Origin of the sequence: Streptomyces shinuiensis (assembly GCF_043660855.1) — a bacterium.
Taxonomy (GTDB): Bacteria; Actinomycetota; Actinomycetes; order Streptomycetales; family Streptomycetaceae; genus Streptomyces.
Genome location: NZ_JBIHML010000001.1, coordinates 2,005,197 through 2,029,251, shown reverse-complemented (window position 1 = coordinate 2,029,251; position 24,055 = coordinate 2,005,197). Strand labels below are relative to the sequence as shown.

Annotated in this window: 18 protein-coding genes and 1 pseudogene; 15 read left to right on the top strand and 4 right to left on the bottom strand. The window is 71.0% G+C overall.

From position 1 onward, the window contains the following. Positions 1 to 163: 163 nt before the first annotated feature. The gene (locus tag ACGRHY_RS08880) at positions 164 to 787 is read left to right on the top strand and encodes a DUF4245 domain-containing protein (RefSeq protein WP_394634842.1); all 624 of its coding nucleotides are present in this window, start codon (positions 164 to 166) and stop codon (positions 785 to 787) included. Between the two features lie 110 nt (positions 788 to 897). On the opposite strand, the gene ACGRHY_RS08875 is transcribed toward ACGRHY_RS08880, so the two are convergent. Together ACGRHY_RS08875 and xseA are read right to left on the bottom strand one after the other, a co-directional pair. Beyond that, positions 898 to 1,173, bottom strand: a complete 276-nt coding sequence (locus ACGRHY_RS08875) for an exodeoxyribonuclease VII small subunit (protein WP_394634841.1) — start codon at positions 1,171 to 1,173, stop codon at positions 898 to 900. A gap of 41 nt (positions 1,174 to 1,214) precedes the next feature. Continuing rightward, positions 1,215 to 2,435, bottom strand: a complete 1,221-nt coding sequence (gene xseA, locus ACGRHY_RS08870) for an exodeoxyribonuclease VII large subunit (protein ID WP_394634840.1) — start codon at positions 2,433 to 2,435, stop codon at positions 1,215 to 1,217. 93 nt (positions 2,436 to 2,528) lie between these two features. On the opposite strand from xseA, the gene ACGRHY_RS08865 reads away from it, so the two are divergent. Next, on the top strand, positions 2,529 to 3,509 hold the full coding sequence (locus ACGRHY_RS08865; RefSeq protein ID WP_394634839.1) for a 4-hydroxy-3-methylbut-2-enyl diphosphate reductase: 981 nt from the start codon (positions 2,529 to 2,531) through the stop codon (positions 3,507 to 3,509). Here ACGRHY_RS08865 and ACGRHY_RS08860 read toward each other — a convergent pair. Beyond that, positions 3,506 to 4,045 carry a DUF6542 domain-containing protein gene (locus tag ACGRHY_RS08860; RefSeq protein ID WP_394634838.1) on the bottom strand — a complete coding sequence of 180 codons (540 nt, stop codon included), beginning with the start codon at positions 4,043 to 4,045 and terminating at the stop codon, positions 3,506 to 3,508. The two genes, ACGRHY_RS08865 and ACGRHY_RS08860, sit on opposite strands and share 4 nt — an antisense overlap. Positions 4,046 to 4,313: 268 nt before the next feature. On the opposite strand from ACGRHY_RS08860, the gene ychF reads away from it, so the two are divergent. Next, a complete protein-coding gene (gene ychF / locus ACGRHY_RS08855) occupies positions 4,314 to 5,402 on the top strand; it encodes a redox-regulated ATPase YchF (RefSeq protein ID WP_394634837.1) in 1,089 nt (362 codons plus the stop codon). A gap of 405 nt (positions 5,403 to 5,807) precedes the next feature. On the opposite strand, the gene ACGRHY_RS08850 is transcribed toward ychF, so the two are convergent. Then, positions 5,808 to 5,930 (bottom strand): hypothetical protein, encoded by a 123-nt coding sequence (locus ACGRHY_RS08850; protein WP_394638211.1) that lies wholly within the window; start codon positions 5,928 to 5,930, stop codon positions 5,808 to 5,810. 19 nt (positions 5,931 to 5,949) lie between these two features. Between ACGRHY_RS08850 and ACGRHY_RS08845 the strand changes: the two are divergent. From ACGRHY_RS08845 to ACGRHY_RS08790, 12 genes and pseudogenes are all read left to right on the top strand, one after another. Beyond that, a pseudogene (locus ACGRHY_RS08845) lies at positions 5,950 to 6,461 on the top strand (helicase-related protein); the annotation flags it as partial. 403 nt (positions 6,462 to 6,864) lie between these two features. Then, positions 6,865 to 8,445 carry a S8 family peptidase gene (locus ACGRHY_RS08840; protein ID WP_394634836.1) on the top strand — a complete coding sequence of 527 codons (1,581 nt, stop codon included), beginning with the start codon at positions 6,865 to 6,867 and terminating at the stop codon, positions 8,443 to 8,445. Between the two features lie 226 nt (positions 8,446 to 8,671). Next, positions 8,672 to 9,424: a GntR family transcriptional regulator gene (locus tag ACGRHY_RS08835; RefSeq protein ID WP_394634835.1), complete on the top strand. Its 753-nt coding sequence runs from the start codon at positions 8,672 to 8,674 to the stop codon at positions 9,422 to 9,424. Between the two features lie 179 nt (positions 9,425 to 9,603). Continuing rightward, positions 9,604 to 9,831, top strand: coding sequence for an SPOR domain-containing protein (locus tag ACGRHY_RS08830; RefSeq protein WP_394634834.1), 228 nt, complete (start codon positions 9,604 to 9,606; stop codon positions 9,829 to 9,831). Positions 9,832 to 9,918: 87 nt separating this feature from the next. Beyond that, positions 9,919 to 12,444: a SpoIIE family protein phosphatase gene (locus ACGRHY_RS08825; protein ID WP_394634833.1), complete on the top strand. Its 2,526-nt coding sequence runs from the start codon at positions 9,919 to 9,921 to the stop codon at positions 12,442 to 12,444. Between the two features lie 323 nt (positions 12,445 to 12,767). Then, positions 12,768 to 14,630 carry an ATP-binding SpoIIE family protein phosphatase gene (locus tag ACGRHY_RS08820; RefSeq protein WP_394634832.1) on the top strand — a complete coding sequence of 621 codons (1,863 nt, stop codon included), beginning with the start codon at positions 12,768 to 12,770 and terminating at the stop codon, positions 14,628 to 14,630. A 326-nt stretch (positions 14,631 to 14,956) separates the two neighbouring features. After that, entirely contained in the window at positions 14,957 to 16,864 is a 1,908-nt protein-coding gene (gene typA / locus ACGRHY_RS08815) for a translational GTPase TypA (protein ID WP_394634831.1), read from the top strand. An 836-nt stretch (positions 16,865 to 17,700) separates the two neighbouring features. Further along, a complete protein-coding gene (locus ACGRHY_RS08810) occupies positions 17,701 to 18,738 on the top strand; it encodes an ABC transporter permease (protein WP_394634830.1) in 1,038 nt (345 codons plus the stop codon). A gap of 99 nt (positions 18,739 to 18,837) precedes the next feature. Continuing rightward, positions 18,838 to 20,637: an ABC transporter substrate-binding protein gene (locus tag ACGRHY_RS08805; RefSeq protein ID WP_394634829.1), complete on the top strand. Its 1,800-nt coding sequence runs from the start codon at positions 18,838 to 18,840 to the stop codon at positions 20,635 to 20,637. A 119-nt stretch (positions 20,638 to 20,756) separates the two neighbouring features. Continuing rightward, positions 20,757 to 21,734 (top strand): ABC transporter permease, encoded by a 978-nt coding sequence (locus ACGRHY_RS08800; RefSeq protein WP_394634828.1) that lies wholly within the window; start codon positions 20,757 to 20,759, stop codon positions 21,732 to 21,734. Positions 21,735 to 21,744: 10 nt separating this feature from the next. Then, positions 21,745 to 22,809 (top strand): ABC transporter ATP-binding protein, encoded by a 1,065-nt coding sequence (locus ACGRHY_RS08795; protein ID WP_394634827.1) that lies wholly within the window; start codon positions 21,745 to 21,747, stop codon positions 22,807 to 22,809. Between the two features lie 13 nt (positions 22,810 to 22,822). Continuing rightward, positions 22,823 to 23,965 carry an ABC transporter ATP-binding protein gene (locus tag ACGRHY_RS08790; RefSeq protein ID WP_394634826.1) on the top strand — a complete coding sequence of 381 codons (1,143 nt, stop codon included), beginning with the start codon at positions 22,823 to 22,825 and terminating at the stop codon, positions 23,963 to 23,965. The last annotated feature ends 90 nt before the right edge of the window (positions 23,966 to 24,055 follow it).

Here is a 24,055-nt window from a genome sequence, read left to right as displayed (position 1 = left end):
GCACCTTTCTGCACGTCTGTACGGCGTCCGAACGCGACGGCCGAAGTGTTGAGGGTGCCTTCGACCCTATCCGGAGCAGTGGCAAAGTGAGCAGAGTGCCCCACGGATGAGCGGAAAGGGGGTGGTGGTCCGGGCGGAAACGGGCATGGGGGACGATGGAGGCGTGGCAAGCACGGAGAACAAGCGCGGTAGGCAGACGGCCCGGGACATGGTGCTGTCGTTGCTGGTGATCCTTCTGGGCGCGGGGTTCGTGTACCTGCTCGTCCCGCACGACGACTCACTGGACCCGGTGCGCCCGGTCGGCTACGACGTGGAGCTGGCCACGGCGCGGCGCGCGGCACCGTACCCGGTGGCGGCGCCCGCGGGGCTGCCGGACACCTGGCGCGCGACCTCGGTGGGCTACAAGCGGCAGAGCGACCTCGGAGCCGTGTGGCATCTGGGCTTCATGGACCCCGACGACCAGTACGCGGCCGTCGAGCAGAGCGACGGCGAGCCGGAGAAGTTCATCGGGAGCGTCACCCACGGGGCGGAGCCGGCCGACCGTACCCAGAGGGCCGGCGGCGAGGAGTGGGAGCGCTACGAGGGCGCGAAGTACGACGCGCTGGTCCGGCGGGAGTCCGGGGTGACCACGGTGGTGACGGGCACGGCCTCCTTCGAGAGCCTCGCGCGGCTGGCCGCCGCGCTGGAGGCGGAGCGGGCCGGGGTCCCGGGGGGGACCGGCGGGTCCGGAGAGGCGGCCGGCGAGTCCGGGAAGCCCCCGGAGACCGGGGCGCCCGGGAAGGACTGAGCGCAAGCGCGGCGGGCCGCCGGACCCCGGTCCGGCGGCCCGCCGCGCTTCTCAGCCGGCGGTGGCGGCGTCCTCGCGCGCCGGGCGCGGCAGGGCCGACACCGTCCCCGTCACTCCCGCCCGCCCGCGGCGTCGATGCCCTCCACCGGCTCCTCGTCCTCGGCGGCATCCTCCCCGTCCTCGGCCAGCACCGCGTCCAGCCGCGCACGGGCGCCCTCCAGCCAGCGGCGGCAGACCGCGGCCAGCTCCTCGCCCCGTTCCCACAGAGCCAGCGACTCCTCCAGCGTGGAGCCGCCCGCCTCCAGACGGCGGACCACGGCGACCAGTTCGTCGCGGGCCTGCTCGTAGCCCATCTCCCCGGCCGACGGGGTGCTCGTGTCTGTCATGCGCCTCAGCCTAGGCCCGGGGCCTGACAGCGCGGGATCCCTCACTCCTCCTCGCCGCGCCGCGCGACCACCGTCAGCTCCCCCTCGGCCACCCGGGCGCGCAGCCGCTCGCCGTCGGCCACCTCCCGCGCCTCCCGCACCGCGCTCCCGTCGGCCCGCTGCAGCACCGCGTAGCCGCGTGCGAGCGTCGCGGCGGGGGAGAGGGCGACGACCCGGGCGGCGGTGTGCTCCAGCTCCGCCTCGGCCCGTGCCAGCAGATGCCCGAACGTCCGCCGGGCGCGGTCGAGCGCCGCCGCGACCTGCTCCTCGCGCTCTGCCACCATCGCGTGCGGCCGGGCCATCACCGGGCGGCTCATGGTGTCCGCCAGCCCCCGCTCCTGCCGCTCCAGCATCCCCTCGACCGACCGCAGAGCCCGCTCGCGCAACTGCCGCACCCGGTCCAGCTCCTCGCGCACGTCCGGCACGACGTCCTTGGCGGCATGGGTGGGCGTACGGGAGCGCAGGTCGGCGACCAGATCCAGCAGGGGGGTGTCCGGCTCGTGCCCGATGGCCGAGACCACCGGGGTGAGGCAGCCGGCCACCGCCCGCACCAGCCGCTCGTCGGAGAAGGGCAGCAGATCCTCCACGCTGCCGCCGCCCCGGGCCACGATGATCACGTCCACGGCCGGGTCGGCGTCCAGCTCCCGCACCGCGTCGATCACCTGCGGCACCGCGTGCACGCCCTGCACGGCCACGTTGCGCACGGCGAAGCGGACCGCGGGCCAGCGCTGCCGTGCCGTCTCCAGCACGTCCCGCTCGGCCGCGGAGGCACGGCCGGTGACCAGGCCGACCAGACCGGGCAGGAACGGCAGCGGCTTCTTCCGCCCGGCCGCGAACAGGCCCTCGGCCGCCAGCGACTTCTTCAGCTGCTCCAGCCGCGCCAGCAGCTCGCCCATCCCCACCGGCCGGATCTCGCTCACCCGCAGGGAGAGCTGGCCGCGCGGCGCGTACCACTCCGGCTTGCCCAGCGCCACGATCCGGGCGCCCTCGCCCACCACGTCCGCCACCTTGTCGAAGACGGCGCGGTAGCAGGTCACGGTCACCGAGACGTCGTAGGAGGGGTCGCGCAGGGTCAGGAACACCATCCCCGCGCCGGGGCGCCGGGAGAGCTGGGTGATCTGCCCCTCGACCCATACGGCGCCGAGCCGGTCGATCCATCCGCCGATCAGCCGCGACACCTCGCCGACGGGGACCGGCGCCTCGGGCGACGTGTTGAGAGCCATGCGAGGAGGCTAGCCGCACCCGCCGACAGCCGGGGCCCGGCCGTCCGTCCCGCCCCGCCGGGCGCCCGCGGCCCGGGCCCGTACGATGGCCCCATGACTGCTACGACCGCACGCCGGGTCCTCCTCGCCGCGCCCCGCGGCTACTGCGCGGGCGTCGACCGCGCCGTGATCGCCGTCGAGAAGGCGCTGGAGCAGTACGGCGCGCCGATCTACGTGCGCAAGGAGATCGTCCACAACAAGTACGTCGTGGAGACCCTGCGCAAGAAGGGCGCGATCTTCGTCGACGAGACGGAGGAGGTGCCCGAGGGCTCCATCGTGATCTTCTCCGCCCACGGGGTCGCCCCGGTCGTCCACGAGGAGGCCGAGCGGCGGAAGCTGGCGACCGTCGACGCCACCTGCCCCCTGGTGACCAAGGTCCACAAGGAGGCCGTCCGCTTCGCGAAGGACGACTACGACATCCTTCTGATCGGCCACGAGGGCCATGAGGAGGTCATCGGCACCAGCGGCGAGGCGCCCGACCACATCACGCTGGTCGACGGCCCCGGGGACGTGGAGAACGTCGAGGTCCGCGACCCCGAGAGGGTCGTCTGGCTCTCCCAGACCACGCTGTCGGTCGACGAGACGATGGAGACGGTCGACGCGCTCAAGGAGCGGTTCCCGGCGCTGGTCAGTCCGCCGAGCGACGACATCTGCTACGCCACCCAGAACCGGCAGACCGCGGTCAAGCAGGTCGCCGCCGAATCCGACCTGGTCATCGTCGTCGGCTCGAAGAACTCCTCCAACTCCGTCCGCCTGGTCGAGGTCGCCCTCGGCGCGGGCGCGAAGGACGGGCATCTGGTCGACAACGCCTCCGAGATCGACGAGGCATGGCTGGAGGGGGTCGCCACCGTCGGCGTCACCTCGGGTGCCTCGGTGCCGGACGTGCTGGTCGAGGGCGTCCTTGAGTGGCTGGCCGAGCGCGGCTACGGCGATGTGGAGGTCGTCCAGCCGATGGAGGAGAAGCTGACCTTCTCCCTCCCCAAGGAGCTGCGCCGGGATCTGCGGACCGAGGCCGGGCGCAAGGCCGCCGGCTAACCGGCGGGCTGCTGCGCGGGCCGCTCCCCGCCCTCCTTACGCGTGGGCGTGGCGGGGGTCGCGGGCCGCTCCCGCGCTGCGGCCTTTCCGTTCCCGGCCCCGGACCTTCTCGTCCCGTGGGGCCCGGCACGCCTGGTGCCGGGCCCGCGGCCGGCCCGCCCGCGGGCCACCGCGACGGCCACGGCGGTCAGCGTGCCCCCGTAGAGCCATCCGGTGTGCACGGCCAGCGCGGTGACCAACTCCATCAGCCGCTCCGCCGGCCCGCCCGGGCCTTCGCTGACGAACAGCAGTCCGGCGGTGAACGCGATCGGCACGGCGATCGGCGCGGCGGCCAGGTCGGCCGGCCGCACCCACAACGCGCACACGGCGCTGACCAGCACGAAGGAGATCCCGTAGACCGCCGGTCGGCTGTCCAGCAGCAGTGCGTCCAGCCCGCCGGCCAGCAGCATCGCGCCCGTGGCCAGCAGCCCGCAGCCCAGTCCGGTCAGTCGCGCGCCCGGCGGCCACTCACGCCGGGCGGCGGCCCGGGCGTCCACGCGGAGCGGGCCCGGAGCGGGCCGCTCCGGCGCGCTCCGGCGCGCTCTCTCTCCGGCTTCGGGGGATGAGGACTGCGCCGTCCGGCGTCGCGGACGGAGACGGGGGATGCGCGCACTGTGTTGCTCCACCACACCAACGTAGGCCGGACACCGGCCCCGAGCCCGGGACGGACACGCCAGGGCCGCCCTTTGGAGTGCCCGTAGACTGGTGGATCGGCCCCCATCCGGGCCGGTCCACCAAGATCCTCTCGCTACGGGAAGTCGCCACGTGTCGCTCACGATCGGAATCGTCGGCCTGCCCAATGTCGGCAAGTCGACCCTGTTCAACGCCCTGACCAAGAACGACGTCCTGGCGGCCAACTACCCGTTCGCCACCATCGAGCCGAACGTCGGCGTCGTCGGCGTCCCCGACCCCCGGCTCGCCCGGCTCGCGGAGATCTTCGGTTCCCAGCGCGTCCTGCCCGCGACCGTCGACTTCGTCGACATCGCCGGCATCGTGCGCGGTGCGAGCGAGGGGGAGGGGCTGGGCAACAAGTTCCTGGCGAACATCCGCGAGTCGGACGCCATCTGCCAGGTCATCCGCGCCTTCGACGACGAGAACGTGGTCCACGTCGACGGCAGGGTCTCGCCGGGGGACGACATCGAGACGATCGACACCGAGCTGATCCTCGCCGACATCCAGACCATCGAGAAGGTCCTGCCCCGGCTCCAGAAGGAGTCCCGGATCAAGAAGGACGTCCAGCCCAAGGTCAGGGCCGTCGAGGAGGCCAGGGCCATCCTGGACGAGGGCCGCACGCTGTTCTCGGCCGGCATCGTCCAGGGCTCCGAGCGGGCCGAGCTCCTGCACGACCTGCACCTGCTCACCGCCAAGCCCTTCCTCTACGTCTTCAACGTGGACGAGGACGAGCTGACCGACGAGGCGTTCAAGGAGGAGCAGCGCAAGCTGGTCGCCCCGGCCGAGGCGATCTTCCTCAACGCCAAACTGGAGTCCGACCTCGCGGAACTGGACGAGGACGAGGCCCTGGAACTGCTCCAGTCGGTCGGCCAGGAGGAGCCGGGCCTGGCCACCCTCGCCCGCGTCGGCTTCGACACCCTCGGCCTCCAGACGTACCTGACGGCGGGCCCGAAGGAGGCCCGCGCCTGGACGATCAGGAAGGGCGCCACGGCCCCCGAGGCGGCCGGCGTGATCCACACCGACTTCCAGAAGGGCTTCATCAAGGCCGAGGTCATCTCCTTCGAGGACCTGGTCGAGGCGGGCTCGGTGGCCGAGGCCCGCGCCCGCGGCAGGGCCCGCATGGAGGGCAAGGACTACGTGATGCGCGACGGCGACGTGGCGGAGTTCCGCTTCAACGTCTGATCGCGTCCATAGAGGTGGCCTGACCTTCGAGGACGCTGGTCAGGTCATCTTGCTGTCCGCAGGGGTTCGCAGACCTCCGGATGTCAGACGGTGCGGATGACGGGAGCGGGCTTGACGTCCTGGGCGTCGACGACGTCTGCGGTGCCGGCCTTGCCGCAGAGAACGCCTGCGGCCTTGGCGGTTTCGAGGCCCACGGGTAGGACCCGGCACCCGGCACCCGGCACCCGGCGAGGAACTTGCCGAGCCTGACCTGGCGGCGGGAGTCCCGCCATGCCTGGCTGACAACCACGGAGGGTACGTGGATGTCCCTGCCGTCTTCGAGAGCCAGGCTGTGCCGGGCCCACATGCGCCGGTCGTCGTTGTCGATGGCGATCAGCGCACCGGCGTCGTACAGGTAAGGGATGTTCACGCGGCCGACGTTCCCGTGCCGCTGAGGTGCTCGGCATCGGCGTCGGCCATGTCGGCGCGGGCAGCCGCGAGCTCTTGCGGCGTGAAGGCGCCGTGCTCCGCCCGCCACTGCTGGATCACGGCCCCGACCGGCTGTTCCAAGGACGTGCCGGGAGTGGTGAAGGCAGCACTCGCCGCGGGCCCCGCTGCCGGCACTGCGGTGTTCGGTCCGCTCACCGGAGGCGTCGTGGCAGGGCGGAGGCAGCAGATCGTAGACGGCTTCGCCGGTGTCCCGGGGCCGGTGGTGCTCCTGGCGCAGATCCAGGCGGCCGGTGTCGGCCTCAATACGCAGGCTGCCTCCGTCGTCGTCATCTGCGAACCGCGGATCAAGCCGACCATCGAGCACCAGGCAGTTGCCCGGGCCCACCGCACGGGCCAGGTCAGGCCGGTTCGCGTGCGCCGCCTACTCGCCACTGGGGGAGTGGACGAACGCATGGTGAAGATGCTGGGGGAGAAGATCCGCCTGTTCGATGGCTACGCCCGCCGTAGCGCCGTGGCCGAATCCACTCCGACGCGGTCGACGTGTCGGACACCGAGCCGGCCCGCCGGGTAGTCGAGGAGGAACAGGCGCGCCTGGGCATGGCGAGCGGGAGGCCCACGGCGTCCGAGTGAGGGGGTCCCCGGTCCGCAACCAGTCCGCGGGACACTCGCGAACGGCCATCGGGAGTCAATGCATATCAGCGGAGAAATGGCTGGTCAGAGCCTAGAAGAGGCTCCGCCGCAGGTCAGGATCAGCCCGCGGGCATCCCGCTTCAACGTCTGGCGGGTGCTCCATCCCACATCGGTGATCTGGCGGACATACGGGTCGTGAGGGACCCGGCCTTTCCAGGCCGGAAGTGTGTTGACGGCATGTGACACGTACGTGTCTTTGTGCACGCACCCTTGTGTCTTTCCTATGGATCGGCGAATCTTTCGAGCGGCGAATCGTTCTGGCACCGCGCACCTCTCGGTGCTTGATTTGTCATGCCCATGCACATTCCCTCGGTAGTGCACCCCACAGGAGGAGGACCCCCACATGGCAGCGACGCGTCCCACCCGACGCAGACGTGCCCACGCGGCCGCGGTGACCGCCGCGGCCCTGGCCATCGGCTTCGTGCCCGCGGCGACCGCCGTGGCCGCTCCGCCCGCCGAAGGCGTGATCCAGAACGCCGGCGCCCCCGGAGCGATCGAGAACAGCTACATCGTGACCCTCGACGAGGACGCGGCCGACGCCGGATCCTCGAAGGGCAAGTCGCTGGTGAAGAAGTACGGCGCCAGCATCAAGCGCACCTACCACGAGGCGCTCAACGGCTACGCGGTGGAGCTGACCGAGGCCGAGGCGAAGAAGCTCGCCGCCGACCCGGCCGTGGACGCGGTGGCGCAGGACCAGAAGGTCTCCATCGCCGGCACCCAGACCAACCCCCCGTCCTGGGGCCTGGACCGCATCGACCAGCAGTCCCTGCCGCTCGACAACAGCTACACCTACCCGGACTCCGCCGGCCAGGGTGTGAACGCCTACATCATCGACACCGGTGTGCGGATCAGCCACAGCGACTTCGGCGGCCGGGCCGTGAACGGCTACGACGCCGTGGACGGCGACAACGTCGCGCAGGACGGCAACGGCCACGGCACCCACGTCGCCGGCACCGTCGCCGGCACCTCCCACGGCGTCGCCAAGAAGGCGAAGATCGTGGCCGTGCGCGTGCTGGACAACAACGGCTCCGGCACCATCTCCGGAGTGGTCGCGGGCGTCGACTGGGTGACCCAGAACGCCGTCAAGCCCGCGGTGGCCAACATGAGCCTGGGCGGCGGCGCCAACTCCACCCTCGACACCGCCGTGCGCAACTCCATCGCCTCCGGCGTCACCTACGCCGTGGCCGCGGGCAACTCGAACACCGACGCGTCGGGCTCCTCGCCCGCCCGGGTCGCCGAGGCCATCACCGTCGGATCCACCACCAGCTCCGACGCGCGCTCGTCGTTCTCCAACTACGGCAGCATCCTGGACATCTTCGCGCCGGGCTCGTCCATCACCTCCGCCTGGCACACCTCGGACAGCGCCACCAGCACCATCTCCGGCACGTCGATGGCCGCGCCGCACGTCGCCGGCGCCGCCGCGCTGCACCTGGGCGACAACCCCGGCGCCACCCCGTCCCAGGTCGCGTCTGCCCTGGACTCCGCCGCCGTCACCGGCGCGATCTCCAACCCCGGCAGCGGCTCCCCGAACAAGCTGCTGCACGTGGGCGAGGGCGACCCGGGCGACCCCGGTGACCCGGGCGACCGCTTCGAGAACACCGCCGACTACCAGATCCGCGACAACTCCACCGTGGAGTCCCCGATCACCGTCTCGGGCGTCAGCGGCAACGCCCCCTCCGACCTGAAGGTCGAGGTGGACATCCGCCACACCTACAGCGGCGACCTCCGGGTCGACCTGGTCGCCCCCGACGGCACCGCCTACCGCCTCAAGGACTACGGGACGGGCGGCAGCGCCGACAACGTGATCGGCACCTACACCGTCAACGCCTCCTCGGAGACCGCGAGCGGGACCTGGAAGCTGCGGGTCAGCGACAACGCCTGGTGGGACACCGGCTACATCAACTCCTGGGCGCTGCAGTTCTGAGCCCTGCGGTCTCCGCTCTCCGGTCCGCTCTCCGGACTGGTCCACGGCGGCTCTGACCGCTTCGTATCGCCCCGGCCCCCACGGCTCAGCCGTGGGGGCCGGGTTCATGCTTGAAACCTGCCCTGAGCAGCACTTCATCACATCGGGTGAAACCCTGGCCGATTATTGCGGCGTACAACCTTCCGTTGCCAAGCTGTTGCACACCGTCAAGCCGTTGGGAGGACATGTGCCTTTCGGTGAGCAGCCCGCATATCTGCGTGTGGCCGGGGATCTCCGCCGGAAGATCGCCGACGGCACGCTTCCGCCGCGCACCCGGCTGCCGTCGCAGGCCCGCATCCGCGCGGAGTACGGCGTCTCGGACACCGTCGCGCTGGAGGCACGCAAGGTGCTGATGGCCGAGGGGCTGGTCGAGGGCCGCTCCGGATCGGGGACGTACGTGCGCGAGCGGCCCGTGCCGCGCAGGGTGATCCGTACCGGCTACCGGCCGGCCGGCGAGGTCGGTCCGTTCCGCCAGGAGCAGGCCGACGAACGGGTGTCGGGTACCTGGGAGTCGTACAGCGAGCAGGAGGAGGCGGGGCAGGGGGTCGCCGAGCGGCTGCGCATCAAGGAGGGGGAGCGGGTGATGCGCACCCGCTACCTGTTCCGTGTCGACGGGGAGCCCTCGATGCTCTCCACCTCGTGGGAGCCGCTGGCCGTCACCGGGCGCACCCCCGTGATGCTGCCGGAGGAGGGGCCGCTCGGAGGACGGGGGGTGGTGGAGCGGATGGCGGCCATCGGCATCGTCGTGGACAACGTGGTGGAGGAGGTCGGGGCCCGTCCCGGACTGGCGGAGGAGATGCTCGTGCTGGGCGGGGTGCCGGGACACACCGTGCTGGTGATCGAGCGGACGTACCGCGCCGGCGGACGTCCGGTGGAGACCGCGGACGTGATCGTTCCCGCGGACCGCCACCGTGCGGTGTACCACCTCCCGGTGCGCTGAACCACTCCCGCGCGCCCCTCCGGGTGCCGCCGACACTCGCACACATGGCCGAAATCATGCCGCATTGTGCCAACGCGAATGCGCTGAGTGAGGTCCGGGCGTAGGGTCGGGCATATGCAGACCGGTGGATCGTTGGGGGAAGCCGCACGGCGCGGAGTGCTGGGCGGGAGGGGCGCGCGATGAGCGAGGGCAAGGCCGTGCTCCCCTGGATGGTCATACGGCAGGATCCGAACGGCAACCGCTACCGCGTCGGCCGCTACGCCACCCGGGCCGAGGCCCAGGGCATGGCCGAGCGGCTGAGCGGGCGCCGGGCGGGCGGCGCCGGAGCGGAAGGGGCGGATGGAGGGGCGGAGGAGCGGCGCTACCTGGTCGAGCGCCTGCGCCGCGGAAGCGGTGATCACGCCTGACCCAATGCACAATCGGGTATACGGACAAACAGTCCCAAAAGCCCGGGTGTGCGCCCGGGCCAGGGCCCGAGCGTGGACGAGGACGGCGTGAACGACCCACCCAAGGCATTCCACGGCGCGGTCGAGGGCGTGACCACCTCGCTGCTCGACACCCTGCGCGTCGGTGTCGTCATGTTCGACACCGACGGCTACATCATGCTGTGGAGCCCCACGGTCGAGGAGATCCTCGGATGGCCCGCCGAATCCATGGTCGGCCACTACTACGGCGGCTACCTCACCGAGGCCCCCGTCGAGGCGTCCTCGGGCGCTCCCGTCTCGCGCGGCGAGATCTACCGGGCGATCCGGGAGAACGGGTACTGGCGCGGCAGCATGCGCGTCCGCCACCGCGACGGGTACACAGTGGAGGTCGAGGGCCGCGCCTCCCTGCTCACGCCCCCCGACTGCAAACCGTTCGTTCTGGCCAACATCGTCGAGACCTCCCGGCTGCGCGCCGTCGAACAGGACCTCGCCGCGCTCGACGCCCTCTTCGCCACCTCCCCGCTCGGCATCGCCGTCTTCGACACCGAGCGCCGCTACGTCCGAGCCAACGAGGCACTCGCCCGGCTCAACGGGAAGCCGGTCCGCGAGACCCTCGGCAGGACCGTCCACGAGGTGATGCCGCAGGCCATGGCCGACACCCTCGCCCAGATCCAGTCCCTCGTGCTGGAGACCGGCCGCCCCGTGGTGGACACCGTCCTGGCCGCCCCCGACGGGCACGGCTGGCGCTCGGTGTCGTACGGCAGGCTCACCAGCCCCGACGGACGAGTCCTCGGCGTCAGTTCCACGGTCATGGACGTCACCGAGCGGCGTGACGCGATGGAGAAGATCGAGCGCGCCCGGCAGCGGCTGAAGCTCCTGGACGACGTCGGCGTGGCCCTCGGCGACCTGCTCGACGTCCCCAGGATCGCCAGGACGCTCGCCGGCGCCCTCGTGCCGCGCTTCGCCGACTACACGAGCGTGATGCTCTACGGCGCCGTCGCCCACAGCGGCGAACTGCCCCGCGCCGCCCGGCCGTCCGGTGCCCCGCTGCTCCAGCTCGGCGCCGCGGCCAAGGACCGCGGCCCGGTCGTGGAGCGGATGCTGAGGGTCGGCCAGGACATCGCCCTGGAGCGGGGGTCGATCTTCGAGAGCGTGCTCACCTCGGCCGCCCCCCACCTGGTGATGTCCCGCGAGGAACTGGTCTGCGCCTCCTACCCGGGCGATCCCAGGGTCCAGGCCGCCCTCGACCTGGACATCCACTCCCTGATGGTCGTCCCGCTGCGCGCCCGGGGCACCGTCCTGGGGCTGCTGCTGCTCAACCGGGCCGAGGGCCGCGCCGCCTTCGACCGCGACGACCTCGCGCTCGCGATGGAACTGGCCGGGCGCGCCGGCATCAGCCTGGACAACGCCCGCCTCTACGCCCGCGAGCGCGAGAGCGCCCTGATGCTCCAGCGCAGCCTGATGCCCCAGCAGGTGCCCTCGCCGCCCGGCGTGCAGATCGCCTACCGCTACGTCCCCGGGGGCAGCCACACCGAGGCCGAGGCCGAGGCGGGCGGCGACTGGTTCGACGTGATCCCCCTGGCGGGCGGCCGGGTCGCCCTCGTCGTCGGCGACGTGATGGGCCACGGGCTGCGCGCCGCGGCCACCATGGGGCAGCTGCGCACGGCGGTGCGCACCCTGGCCGCCCTCGACCTGCCGCCCGACGAACTGCTGCGCCGCGTCAACGACCTGGCCGACGACCTCGCCCAGGGCCCCGACGAGCCCCTGATGGCCACCTGCGTCTACGCCGTCTACGACCCCTCCACCCGCCAGTGCACCCTGGCCACCGCCGGGCACGTGCCGCCGCTGCTGCTGACCGGCCGGGGCGACGGCTGGGAAGTCACCCTGGTCGAAGCGCCGTCGGGCGCCCCGCTGGGCGTCGGCGGGGTGGAGTTCGAGTCCGTGAGCCTGGGGGTGGAGGACGGCTCGGTCCTCGTGCTCTACACCGACGGGCTGATCGAGCACCGCGGCGAGGACATCACCGAGGGGCTGGAACGCCTGGTGTCCCTGCTCGGCGGCCTGCCCGCCCAGCCGTTCCTGGAGGACGTCTGCGACCGGGTGCTCGGTGATCTGGACCCGGGCACCGGGCCGGCCGGCCGGGGCGCCGCCCCCTCCGGTCCCGCCGGCCCTGCGGGTTCGGTGGATGATGTGGCGCTGCTGCTGGCCCGGCTCGGCGGCCTCCCCGAGAACAGCGCCGCCTCCTGGACCTTCCCCGCCGAGACGTACGCCGTGCGCCGGGCCCGTGAGGCCGTCCGCGGCGTCCTGCGCGGCTGGGGTCTGGAGGCGCTGGCCGACGACACCGTGCTGCTCGTCAGCGAACTGGTCACCAACTCCATGCGCCACGCCCACGGGCCCATCGGCGTAAGGATGGTGCGCGGCACCTCCCTGCTGGTGGAGGTCTCCGACCCGCTTCCCGTCCCGCCCCGTGAACGCAACGCCGCCGTGGACGACGAGGGCGGGCGCGGAATCCAGCTCGTCGCCCGCGGGGCGCGCCGCTGGGGGACCCGCCACGGCCCGATCGGCAAGACCGTGTGGTTCGAACTGAGCCTGCCGTGACGGTGATGGGTTCGATCCCATTCCCTGGCACCGGAACAGCGGCCTCACCTGCGCCTTGACGCTGTGTCCAACGCACCGGAAAAATTGCGCCACGCCTCCTCGCGCGCCTCCGCTCCCAGCCGCGGTGCCGCCGCCGGGCCCTGTCGGGGACGGCCACGCCGCCACGGCGCGTGGTTCGAGCGGACTCCGCCCGGTTAGGAGAGAGGGGACGGGACAGGCCCGGAGCCCGCCGGAAGTGGCGGAAACCGTGCGGCGGGGGGCCGGCCTCCCTCCGGGCGGAGGGCGCCCGAAGGGAATCCGGACCGGAACAGGAAGGGGCGGCGTTGAGCGACATTCCGGCCGAGTCGGGAAAGCCCGACGACGTGCGCCGGGCCCTGGCGCTGCTGAACGCCGCGGGGGCCCGGATAGGCAACTCCCTCGATCTGGACACCACCGCCCGCGAACTCCTCGACGTGGCCGTGCCCCAGTTCTGCGACCTGGCCTCCGTGGACCTGTACCCCGAGGTGTTCTCCGGGGAGGATCCCCGGGCGGCGGAGGGCCTGGAGGGCACCCGCCCGCTGCGGCGCGTGGCCTTCGCCAGCGCCGTCTCCGACGGCCCGATCACCCTCGGCCACCGCGTGAGCGGCGCCCCCGACCCGGACCACGTCGAACCCGGCGGTATCCACCGCTACCCCGCCGGCTCCCCGTACGCCGACGCGCTGCGCACCGCCCGCGTCCAGCGCGTCACGGGCACCCTGGTGCAGTCCACCCTCGCCGTGCCGATGGTCGCGCGCGGCCGGGTGCTCGGGTTGGTGCAGTTCTCCCGCACCAAGGGCAGCGAGCCCTTCGGTGAGCGGGACGCCGCCCTCGGCGCGGAGCTGGCCGCCCGCGCGGCCGTGTGCGTCGACAACGCGCGGCTGTACCGCAGGGAGCACGAGCGCGCGCTCATACTCCAGCGCAGCCTGCTGCCCCCGGACGACCCCGAGGCCGCCGGGCTCGACATCGCCTGCCGCTATCTGCCGGGCAGTACGGCCAGCGAGGTGGGCGGCGACTGGTTCGACGTCATCGAACTGCCCGGGCACCGCACCGCCCTGGTGGTCGGCGACGTGATGGGCCGCGGTCTGCGCGCGGCCGTGGCCATGGGCGAACTGCGCACGGCGGTGCGCACCCTGGCCCTGCTGGACCTGGAACCCGCCGAGGTGCTGGGCGCGTTGGACGAGATCGCCCAGGGGCTGGGTGCCTCCCGCGACGGCCGCGGCGACCACCCCGGCCGGGCCGCGGACCTCTCCGAGGTGTACCTGGCCACCTGCGTCTACGCCGTCTACGACCCCGTCACCCGCCGCTGCACCTTCGCCAACGCCGGGCATCTGCCGCCCGTACTGGTCGAACCGCGCGACGACGGCGGCGAGCAGTCCGCGCTGCTGCTGGAGGTCCCCAAGGGGGTGCCGCTGGGCGTGGGCGGCGAGCCCTTCGAGGAGACCGAGGTCGAGCTGCCGGACGGCGCCCTGCTCGCCCTCTACACCGACGGCCTGGTCGAGTCCCGCCACCAGTCCCTGGACGAGGGGCTCCAGGCGCTGCGCACCACCCTGTCGGGCCCCGACCGCCCGCTGGAGGACGTCTGCGACGAGGTGCTGGGCGCACTGGAGACCCATCACGGCGAGGACGACATCGCCCTGCTGCTGGCCCGGATCCAGGGGCTGCCCGCCGAGTCGGTGGGCGACTGGCGGCTGCCGGCCGAGGCCCGTTCGGTCGCCCGCGCCCGTGAACTGACCCGCCGCAGGCTCGCCGCATGGGGTCTGGACGACCTCGCCGACACCACCGAGCTGCTCGTCAGCGAGCTGGTCACCAACGCCCTGCGCCACGGCATGGGGGTCTCCTCCGCGCAGCCGGGGGCGGGAACCCTTCCGGCGCAGTCAGGGGTGGGGGTCCCCCCGGCAGCGCCAGGGGGAGAGATACGGCTGCGCCTGCTGATGGACCGCACCCTGGTCTGCGAGGTGTGGGACTCGGGGCTCGTCCAGCCCCGCCGCCGCCGCGCCCGCGACACCGACGAGGGCGGCCGCGGCCTGCAACTGGTCGATCTGCTCTCCTCGGGCTGGGGCAGCCGCCGCACCCCGCGGGGGAAGACAGTCTGGTTCGAGCTCGCCCTCCCCCAGGAGGGCGAGCCCAAACCGCCGGACTCGGTCGAGGCCCTGCTGAACATGTTCTGAGGGACCGGCCGCGGACGCCGTGTCCGGCGCCGCGTCCGGGAGTGCCGCACGTCACACAGCCCTCGCGGGGGAGTCGCGCCCGCGGTCCGGCGCGGGGCGAAGCTCCCGGTCGGCGGGCAGTCACCCAGGTGTCGCCGGGCGGACACGGGCGCGGCCCACGGTCGTACGCGGTGCGGGCCGGGGGCCGCGGGGAGCCGCCGGGCCCCGGCCACCGGCACCGGGCCCGTAACATGGAGGGATGACAGGCCGTGGCGATGATCAGCCCGGCGGGCGCGCGACGCACCGGTCGCGCCGCCATCCACGATTCCGGGAGAAGCGCCCCCAGTATGCCCACGCGCCACGACATCCGTAACGTCGCCATCGTCGCCCACGTCGACCACGGCAAGACGACCCTGGTCGACGCCATGCTCAAGCAGGCCGGCGCCTTCGCCGCCCACCAGCTCGACCAGGTGGACGACCGCGTGATGGACTCCAACGACCTGGAACGCGAGAAGGGCATCACCATTCTCGCCAAGAACACCGCGGTCAAGTACCACCCCAAGGACGGCGGCGCCTCCGTCACCATCAACATCATCGACACCCCCGGCCACGCCGACTTCGGCGGCGAGGTCGAGCGCGGCCTGTCCATGGTGGACGCGGTGGTACTGCTGGTGGACGCCTCCGAGGGCCCGCTGCCGCAGACCCGCTTCGTGCTGCGCAAGGCGCTCCAGGCCCGGCTGCCGGTCATCCTGTGCATCAACAAGACCGACCGGCCCGACTCCCGCATCGACGAGGTCGTCGACGAGGCCTACGACCTCTTCCTCGACCTGGACGCCGACGAGGAGCAGATCGAGTTCCCCATCGTCTACGCCTGCGCCCGTGACGGCGTGGCCTCGCTGACCAAGCCGGCCGACGGCACCGTCCCGGCCGACAGCGACAGCCTGGAGCCGTTCTTCTCCACACTGCTGGAGCACGTCCCGGCGCCCTCCTACGAGGAGGGCGCCCCGCTCCAGGCCCATGTCACCAACCTGGACGCCGACAACTTCCTCGGCCGCATCGCGCTGCTGCGCGTGGCCCAGGGCGAGCTGCGCAAGGGCCAGACGGTGGCCTGGATGAAGCGCGACGGCTCGGTGCAGAGCGTGCGCATCACCGAGCTGCTGATGACGGAGGCGCTCACCCGTAAGCCGGCCGAGGTGGCGGGCCCGGGCGACATCTGCGCCGTCGCCGGCATCCCGGACATCACCATCGGCGAGACGCTGGCCGACCCGGAGAACCCGGTCGCGCTGCCGCTGATCACCGTCGACGAGCCGGCGATCTCCATGACCATCGGCACCAACACCTCGCCGCTGGTCGGCCGGGGCGGCACCGGCAAGGGCGCGGACGCCAAGGCGGCCGTCAAGGACCGCAAGGTCACCGCCCGCCAGGTCAGGGACCGTCTCGACCGCGAGCTGATCGGCAACGTCTCGCTGCGCGTGCTGGACACCGAGCGCCCCGACGCCTGGGAGGTGCAGGGCCGCGGCGAGCTGGCGCTGGCCATCCTGGTGGAGACCATGCGCCGGGAGGGCTACGAGCTGACCGTCGGCAAACCGCAGGTGGTGACCAAGGACGTCGACGGCAAGGTCCACGAGCCGGTCGAGCGCCTGACCATCGACGTGCCCGAGGAGCACATGGGCGCCGTCACGCAGCTCATGGGCACCCGCAAGGGCCGGATGGACAACATGTCCAACCACGGCTCGGGCTGGGTGCGACTGGAGTTCGTGGTGCCCTCCCGCGGCCTGATCGGCTTCCGCACGGAGTTTTTGACCCAGACCCGCGGCACCGGGATCGCGCACTCCATCCACGAGGGCCACGAGTCCTGGTTCGGGGAGCTGAAGACCCGCAACAACGGCTCGCTCGTCGCGGACCGCTCCGGAGCCGTCACCGCCTTCGCGATGACCAACCTCCAGGAGCGCGGCGTGCTCTTCGTCGAGCCGGGCACCGAGGTGTACGAGGGCATGATCGTCGGTGAGAACTCCCGCTCCGACGACATGGACGTCAACATCACCAAGGAGAAGAAGCTCACCAACATGCGGTCCTCGACCGCCGACGTGGCCGAGTCGATCGTCCCGCCGCGCAAGCTGTCGCTGGAGCAGTCCCTGGAGTTCTGCCGCGACGACGAGTGCGTGGAGGTGACCCCGGAAGCCGTGCGCATCCGCAAGGTCGTCCTCGACCAGAAGGAGCGCGCCCGCGCCGCCTCCCGGGCCAAGCACGCCTGACGCGCACGGCGATCCGTCCGAAGGGGTGCTGCGGACCGCATCGGTCCGCAGCACCCCTTCGCGCCTTCCGGGACCGTACGGCCCCGGCGGCCGTGCGGCATCCGGGCGGCGGCCGGAGCGCTCCGCAGGCCCGTTCGGCGTAGCGGCGGGAAAAGTCTCTTATGAGGTGATATGGCTCCGGAGAGAGGATGTCCAGGCCCCGAGGAGGCGCTCGTGCGAGGAGCCGTTCCCCCCGCTCCGGCGGCGGCGGTCCGCCGTGCCCGTTGCGCGCCGCCGCGCGGCCGGCGGTGTCCCCGCAGGCGCCCGCGCCCGGGAGCCGGCCCGGCGGGCGCCTGCGGGGGGTGCGTGGCGGACGGGTGGAACGGGCGGTTCCACCGGGCTCCGCCCCGGTCGGCACGGCGGTGCGGAATAGGCCACGCGAACATGCCGATGTTTGCCGTTGCAACGGTTTTGGCGACCGTCGGCGCGGGGTGGATCTACGCGCGTCCACTCTTTCGGGGGACGTCTCCAGGGTTGCGGGCGTGTCACGAGGGGTCCGTACGCAGTTCAGAACGACGCGTTCGTATATCGGCGCAGCGACGGCTAGGTTGCGGATTCATTAACTCTTTATGGGTCCAAAGTGACTATATGTCCGACCCTTCTGGGGCTTGTCAAGCACGCTGGGACCTCAATCTGCAAAACCTTCGCTCAAGATGTGCGGAGAGTGGTCAACCGAGGGCCAAGACCTCTTGACTGAGCTGGGAACCGATTGCAAAAGTCCGCTCAGCCCATGGCATTTCCCAGTGCCGAAGAAAGAGCGGGTTCCGCCAACACCCACAGCGCGGGGGCGCAACGCGATGACGAGTCCAACCCAGGCTGCGACAGCCCAGGCCGACAACCCTGGCCCGGACGCCGAGAGCCTGAGCAAAGAGCAGACCGCCGGCAGTGGCGGCCAGCTCGCCGGCCGTTCACCCGGCCAGCTGATGTGGCTGCGCTTCAAGCGCGACCGTGTCGGTGTGATCAGTGCATTTGTGGTGATCTTCTTCTTCCTGATCGCCGCCCTCGCACCGGTGATCTCCTGGCTCTACGGCAAGGACCCGTACACGCTGTACGGTCAGGAGCAGTACGAACTGCTGGACGAGTTCGGCTTCCCGGTCGGCCCCAACGGAGGCATGTCCTCCGAGTTCTGGTTCGGCATCGAGCCGGAGCTCGGCCGCGATGTCTTCATGCAGCTGCTGTACGGCATGCGGACCTCGCTGTACACCGCTCTCCCGGTGACCCTCCTGATGGTGGTCACCGGTGTGCTGATCGGTCTGGTCGGCGGCTACTTCGGTGGGAAGGTCGACTACTGGATCGGCCGGGTCACCGACTTCATGATGGCTCTCCCCAGTCAGCTCACCCTGATCGCGGCGATGCCCGTGGTGGTGGCCGTCTTCGTGTCGCCCGTCGACGAGACCCCGGTCTACGTCCGGGCGTCCGCAATCATCGTCGTCCTGTGGCTCCTCGGCTGGATGGGCATGGCGCGCCTGGTGCGCAGCCAGGCCCTCACCCTGCGCGAACGCGAGTTCGTGGAGGCCGCCAAGGTCTCGGGGGCGTCGCCCTGGCGGATCATCCGCAAGGAGCTGCTGCCGAACCTGGTCACCCCGATCCTGGTGCAGGCCACCTACATGCTCCCCTCGACGATCCTCTCCGTGGCCTTCCTGTCCTTCGTGGGCGTGGGTTACGTGGAGCCGACGCCGGACTGGGGGCGCATGTTCAGGACCGCCGCCACGATCTACCAGGACGACCCGACGTACATGTTCTTCCCCGGTATCGCCATGGTGATCTTCGTGGTGGCCTTCAACCTTCTCGGCGACTCCGTGCGGGACGCCTTCGACCCCAAGTCCGGACGCTGATCACGTCCACCTGAGGGGGGCTGCCACCCCCGCCCCCGGGCGACCGGAGGCGACAGGGCAGCAGACGGATCCCAACTGACAGGCAGGTGCACAAGCATCATGAATCCCATCCGATCGCGCACACTGCGAGGCGCACTCGTCGCCCTCGCCGCCGGCTCCCTGGTCCTGACCGGCTGCGGCGGCGACAGCGACAACGGCAAAAAGAGCGAGGAGGGCTCCGCCAAGGACAAGGAGGCCGCCAAGGCCCAGTCCGCGGCGGTCGAGTACGGCGACGCCGCCGCCTCCAAGGGCCCGGCCAAGCCGGTCGAGGGCGCCCAGGAGGGGGGCACCATCCGGGTCTACCAGGAGGACGACTTCTCCCACCTGGACCCGGGCCAGATCTACGTCAGTGACGCCGGTCAGCTCTCCGGTCTCATCCACCGCGGTCTGACCACCTACACCCAGGCCGAGGACGGCAGCCTGACCGTCGTGGGCGACCTCGCCACCGACTCCGGCAAGCAGTCCGACGGCGGCAAGACCTGGACGTACACGCTCAAGGACGGCATCAAGGACCAGGAAGGTGACCCGATCACCTCCAAGGACATCCGCCACACCATCGAGCGTCTTTACTCCAAGCACATCACCGACGGCCCGACCTACATCCAGCAGTGGCTGTCCGGCGGCCCCGGCTACCGCGACGCCCTGCCCGACGGTCCGTACGAGGGCGACCACCTGCCCGACTCCGTCCTGGAGACCCCGGACGAGAAGACGATCGTCTTCCACTTCGAGACCGCGCAGCCCGACCTGCCGCAGGCGCTCGCGATGCCGGGCTACTCCGTCGTCCCCGAGGAGGACGACACCAAGGCGAAGTACGACCAGAAGCCCGTGGCGCTCGGCCCGTACAAGATCGACAGCTTCAACCCCGGCAAGTCCATGAAGCTGGTCAAGAACACCGAGTGGGACCCGAAGACGGACCCCTCCCGCCACCAGTACGTGGACGGCTGGAACATCACGTTCAACCACGACCGCGCGGACCAGACCGAGCGCATCCTGGCCGACCGCGGTGAGTCCGCCAGCGCCATCCAGATGAGCGGCTCGGTGGACTCCACCAAGATCAAGCAGGTCATCGAAGAGGCCGACAAGCGCACCATCAAGGGCTACCAGCCCTACGTGTGGCAGCTCAACATGAACCTGGACCGCCTCAAGGACAAGAAGGTCCGCGACGCGATCACCCACGCGCTGCCCAACGGCCAGATCCTGCGCCCCGACGGCGGGTCCTACGCCGGTGAGCCGGCCGGTGGCCTGCTGGCCCCGACCCTGCCGGGCTACGAGGACGGCTACGACCCGTACGGCAAGCTCGACAAGCCCAACGGCGACATCGAGAAGGCGAAGCAGCTTCTGAAGGAAGCCGGCAAGGAGGGCATGAAGCTCACCTACGCCTACGCCAACGTCCCGCACCGCCAGAAGCAGGCGGTCATCATCGAGACCGCCCTGGAGAAGGTCGGCTTCGACGTCCAGAAGAAGGACATCGACCCGTCCACCTGGTACGAGCAGGTCGGCAAGGTCGACAACAAGCTGGACATCTACATGACCGGCTGGGGCCAGGACTGGCCGTCCATCTCCACCGTCATCCCGCCGGTGTACGACGGTGACCAGATCGCCGACGGCGCGTCGAACTACTCGCACATCAACGACAAGCACGTCAACGGCGAGATCGACCGGATCTCCAAGATCCAGGACCCGGAAGAGGCCACCAAGGAGTGGGTCGAGCTGCACAAGTACATCGTGGAAGAGGTCAACCCGGCCGCTCCGCTGTACTACACCAAGCAGCTGCAGATCTACGGCTCCAACATCGGTGGTGCCCGGTACAGCACGGTCAAGAGCTACATCGACCTCACCCAGCTGTACCTGAAGAAGTAACCGGCTCATGAGGTGGGTCCCCGGGGGAGAACCCCCCGGGGACCCGCCCACGGGCTTTCGCTTCGCACGTCCCACCCCCGTCGTCGTTGTCGCCGTGCTGAGAGCTGCGAACCACCACCATGTTTAAATTCCTCCTTCGCCGGTCGGTCGGCGCCTTCGTCATCCTGATCCTGATCAGTGCCTTCACCTTCGCCATGTTCTTCGCCATCCCGCAGGACCCGGCCCTGCTGGCGTGCGGCAAGAACTGCACCCCGCAGAACCTGGCGATCATTCACGAGAACCTCGGACTGGACAAGCCGATCACGGCGCAGTACTGGGAGTTCATGAAGGGCATCGTGGCGGGGCGGGACTTCGCCGTCGGCCACTGCGACGCCCCCTGCTTCGGTGTGTCGTTCAACGACGACCGGTTCGTGTGGGACACGATCATCGACCGGCTGCCCCTGACCCTCTCCCTCACGGTCGGCGGCCTCGTCCTCTTCCTCACCCTCGGCCTCGGTGCCGGCATGATCGCCGCCCGCAACAAGGGCACGATGATCGACAAGGCATTCAGCTCCGCCTCGCTGGTCCTCAGCTCGATGCAGATCTACTTCCTGGGTCCGATCGTGCTGGGCCTGCTGGTCTACAGCACCGGCTGGCTGTCGTCCCCCAAGTACGTGCCGATAACGGATAACCCGGCGGCCTGGTTCGTCGGTCTGCTGATCCCGTGGTTCGTGATGTCGCTGATCTTCACCGCGAACTACACCCGTATGTCGCGCTCCACCCTGATCGAGCAGATGCAGGAGGACCATGTCCGCACGGCGAAGGCCAAGGGCATGTCCGAGCGGTACGTCTTCCTCCGCTACGCCTGGCGCGGCTCGCTGACCCCGATCGTCACGATCCTGGGCATCGACCTGGGCGCACTGCTCGGCGGTGCGATCGTGACGGAGCTGACCTTCAGCCTCGCCGGCATCGGACGCCTGGCCGTCGAATCGGTCCTCTACAAGGACCTGCCCCTGACCATGGGCGTCATGCTGGTCAGCGCCGCCTTCATCCTGCTCTGCAACCTCGTCGTGGACGCCGTGTACGGGTTCATCGACCCGCGTGTGCGCCTGTCCTAGGAGAACGACCGTGACCACACTCACCAAGACCGAGGGCGCGCCGTCCCCGACCGGGGCGGGTTCCTTCCTCTCGGTTCGCGACCTCCACGTCCGGTTCTCCACCGAGGACGGCATCGTCAAGGCCGTGAACAACCTCTCCTTCGACGTGGAGCGCGGCAAGACGCTCGGCATCGTGGGTGAGTCCGGCTCCGGGAAGTCGGTGACCAACCTCACCATCCTGGGCCTGCACAACCCGCGGTCCACGGAGATCACCGGCGAGATCGTGCTGGACGGCCAGGAGCTGACCGGCGCCTCCGAGAAGACGATGGAGGGGCTGCGCGGCAACAAGATGGCGATGATCTTCCAGGATCCGCTGACCGCGCTGTCGCCGTACTACACCATCGGCCGCCAGATCGGGGAGCCCTTCCGCAAGCACACGGGAGCCTCCAAGCGCGAGACGCGCGAGCGCGCCATCGAGATGCTGGAGAAGGTGGGCATCCCCCACCCCAGGACCCGCGTCGACGACTACCCCCACCAGTTCTCGGGCGGTATGCGGCAGCGCGCGATGATCGCCATGGCGCTGATGTGCGACCCCGACCTGCTGATCGCGGACGAGCCGACCACCGCCCTGGACGTCACCGTCCAGGCCCAGATCCTCGACCTGCTCAAGGACCTCCAGCAGGAGTTCGGGTCGGCGATCATCTTCATCACCCACGACCTCGGCGTGATCGCCGACGTGGCCGACGACATCATGGTGATGTACGGCGGCCGGGCCGTGGAGCGGGGCACCACCGGCGAGGTGCTGCGGGCCCCCCAGCACCCCTACACCTGGGGTCTGCTCAGCTCGATGCCCCGGCTCGGCGGGGACGTGAGCCAGAAGCTCCGGCCGATCGAGGGCACTCCGCCCAGCCTGCTCAACCCGCCGTCGGGCTGCCCCTTCCACCCGCGCTGCGAGTACAGGGACAAGGTCCCCGGCGGTGTGTCCTGCACCGGCGACAGGCCTCTGCTGCCCGAGGGCCGCGGAGCCGCCTGCCACCTGACGCCGGAGCAGAAGCGGACGTACTTCATCGAGCAGATCAAGCCCCGGCTGGGCTAGGGAGCAACGAGACATGAGCGACGAACTCACCCTGACCAGGCCGGCGGCCCCGGCCGTGGGCACAGGCGAGCCCCTGCTGGAGGTCAAGGGGCTGACCAAGCACTTCCCGATCAAGGGCGGCTTCCCGATCAAGCGGACCGTCGGCGCGGTCCAGGCCGTGGACGGGGTCGACATGAGCGTGCTGGCGGGCGAGAGCTTCGGCCTCGTCGGCGAGTCCGGCTGCGGCAAGTCCACCACCGGACGGCTGCTGACCCGGCTGCTGGAGCCGACGGGCGGCACGATCAACTACCGGGGTCAGGACATCACCCACGCCAAGCGCAGGCAGCTGGCGCCGATCCGGTCCGAGATCCAGATGATCTTCCAGGACCCGTACTCCTCGCTCAACCCGCGCCAGACGGTCGGCAAGATCATCGGCGGGCCGATGGAGATCAACGGCATCAACCCGCCCGGAGGCCGCGAGAAGCGGGTCCGCGAGCTGCTGGAGATCGTCGGCCTCAACCCCGAGCACTACAACCGCTTCCCGCACGAGTTCTCCGGCGGCCAGCGCCAGCGCATCGGGGTGGCCCGCGCACTCGCGCTGGAGCCGAAGCTGATCGTGGCCGACGAGCCGGTCTCCGCCCTGGACGTCTCCATCCAGGCGCAGGTCGTCAATCTGCTCCAGCAGGTGCAGCGGGACATGGGCATCGCCTTCGTCTTCATCGCGCACGACCTGGCGGTCGTGCGGCACTTCTCGCAGCGCGTCGCGGTGATGTACCTCGGCAAGATCGTGGAGATCGGGGACCGCGAGTCGATCTACAACCGGCCGCGGCACCCCTACACCCACGCGCTGCTGTCCGCCGTCCCCGAGGCGGTGCTGCGCGACGAGGACGAGACCGAGGGACGCGAGCGCATCCGCCTCGCCGGCGACGTGCCGTCGCCCATCTCGCCGCCGTCCGGCTGCCGCTTCCGCACCCGCTGCTGGAAGGCGCAGGACAAGTGCGCGACGGAGGCGCCGCCGCTGGTGCAGATCGAGGGCAACACCCCGGGCCACCTGACGGCGTGCCACTTCCCTGAGGCGGGGACCACCGGGGGCGGCAAGGAGATCGTCCTCGACCCGGGCCTGGCCGCCATGGAGCACCGGGACGCCGAGACCTCCGGTCAGGGCGAGGAGTCCTGAGCACCGCACCGACACGCCCGGACGCCGCCGTGCCCCTCGCAGGGGCACGGCGGCGTCCGCGCTGTACGGCGGCCCGGCGCGGCGAGGGCG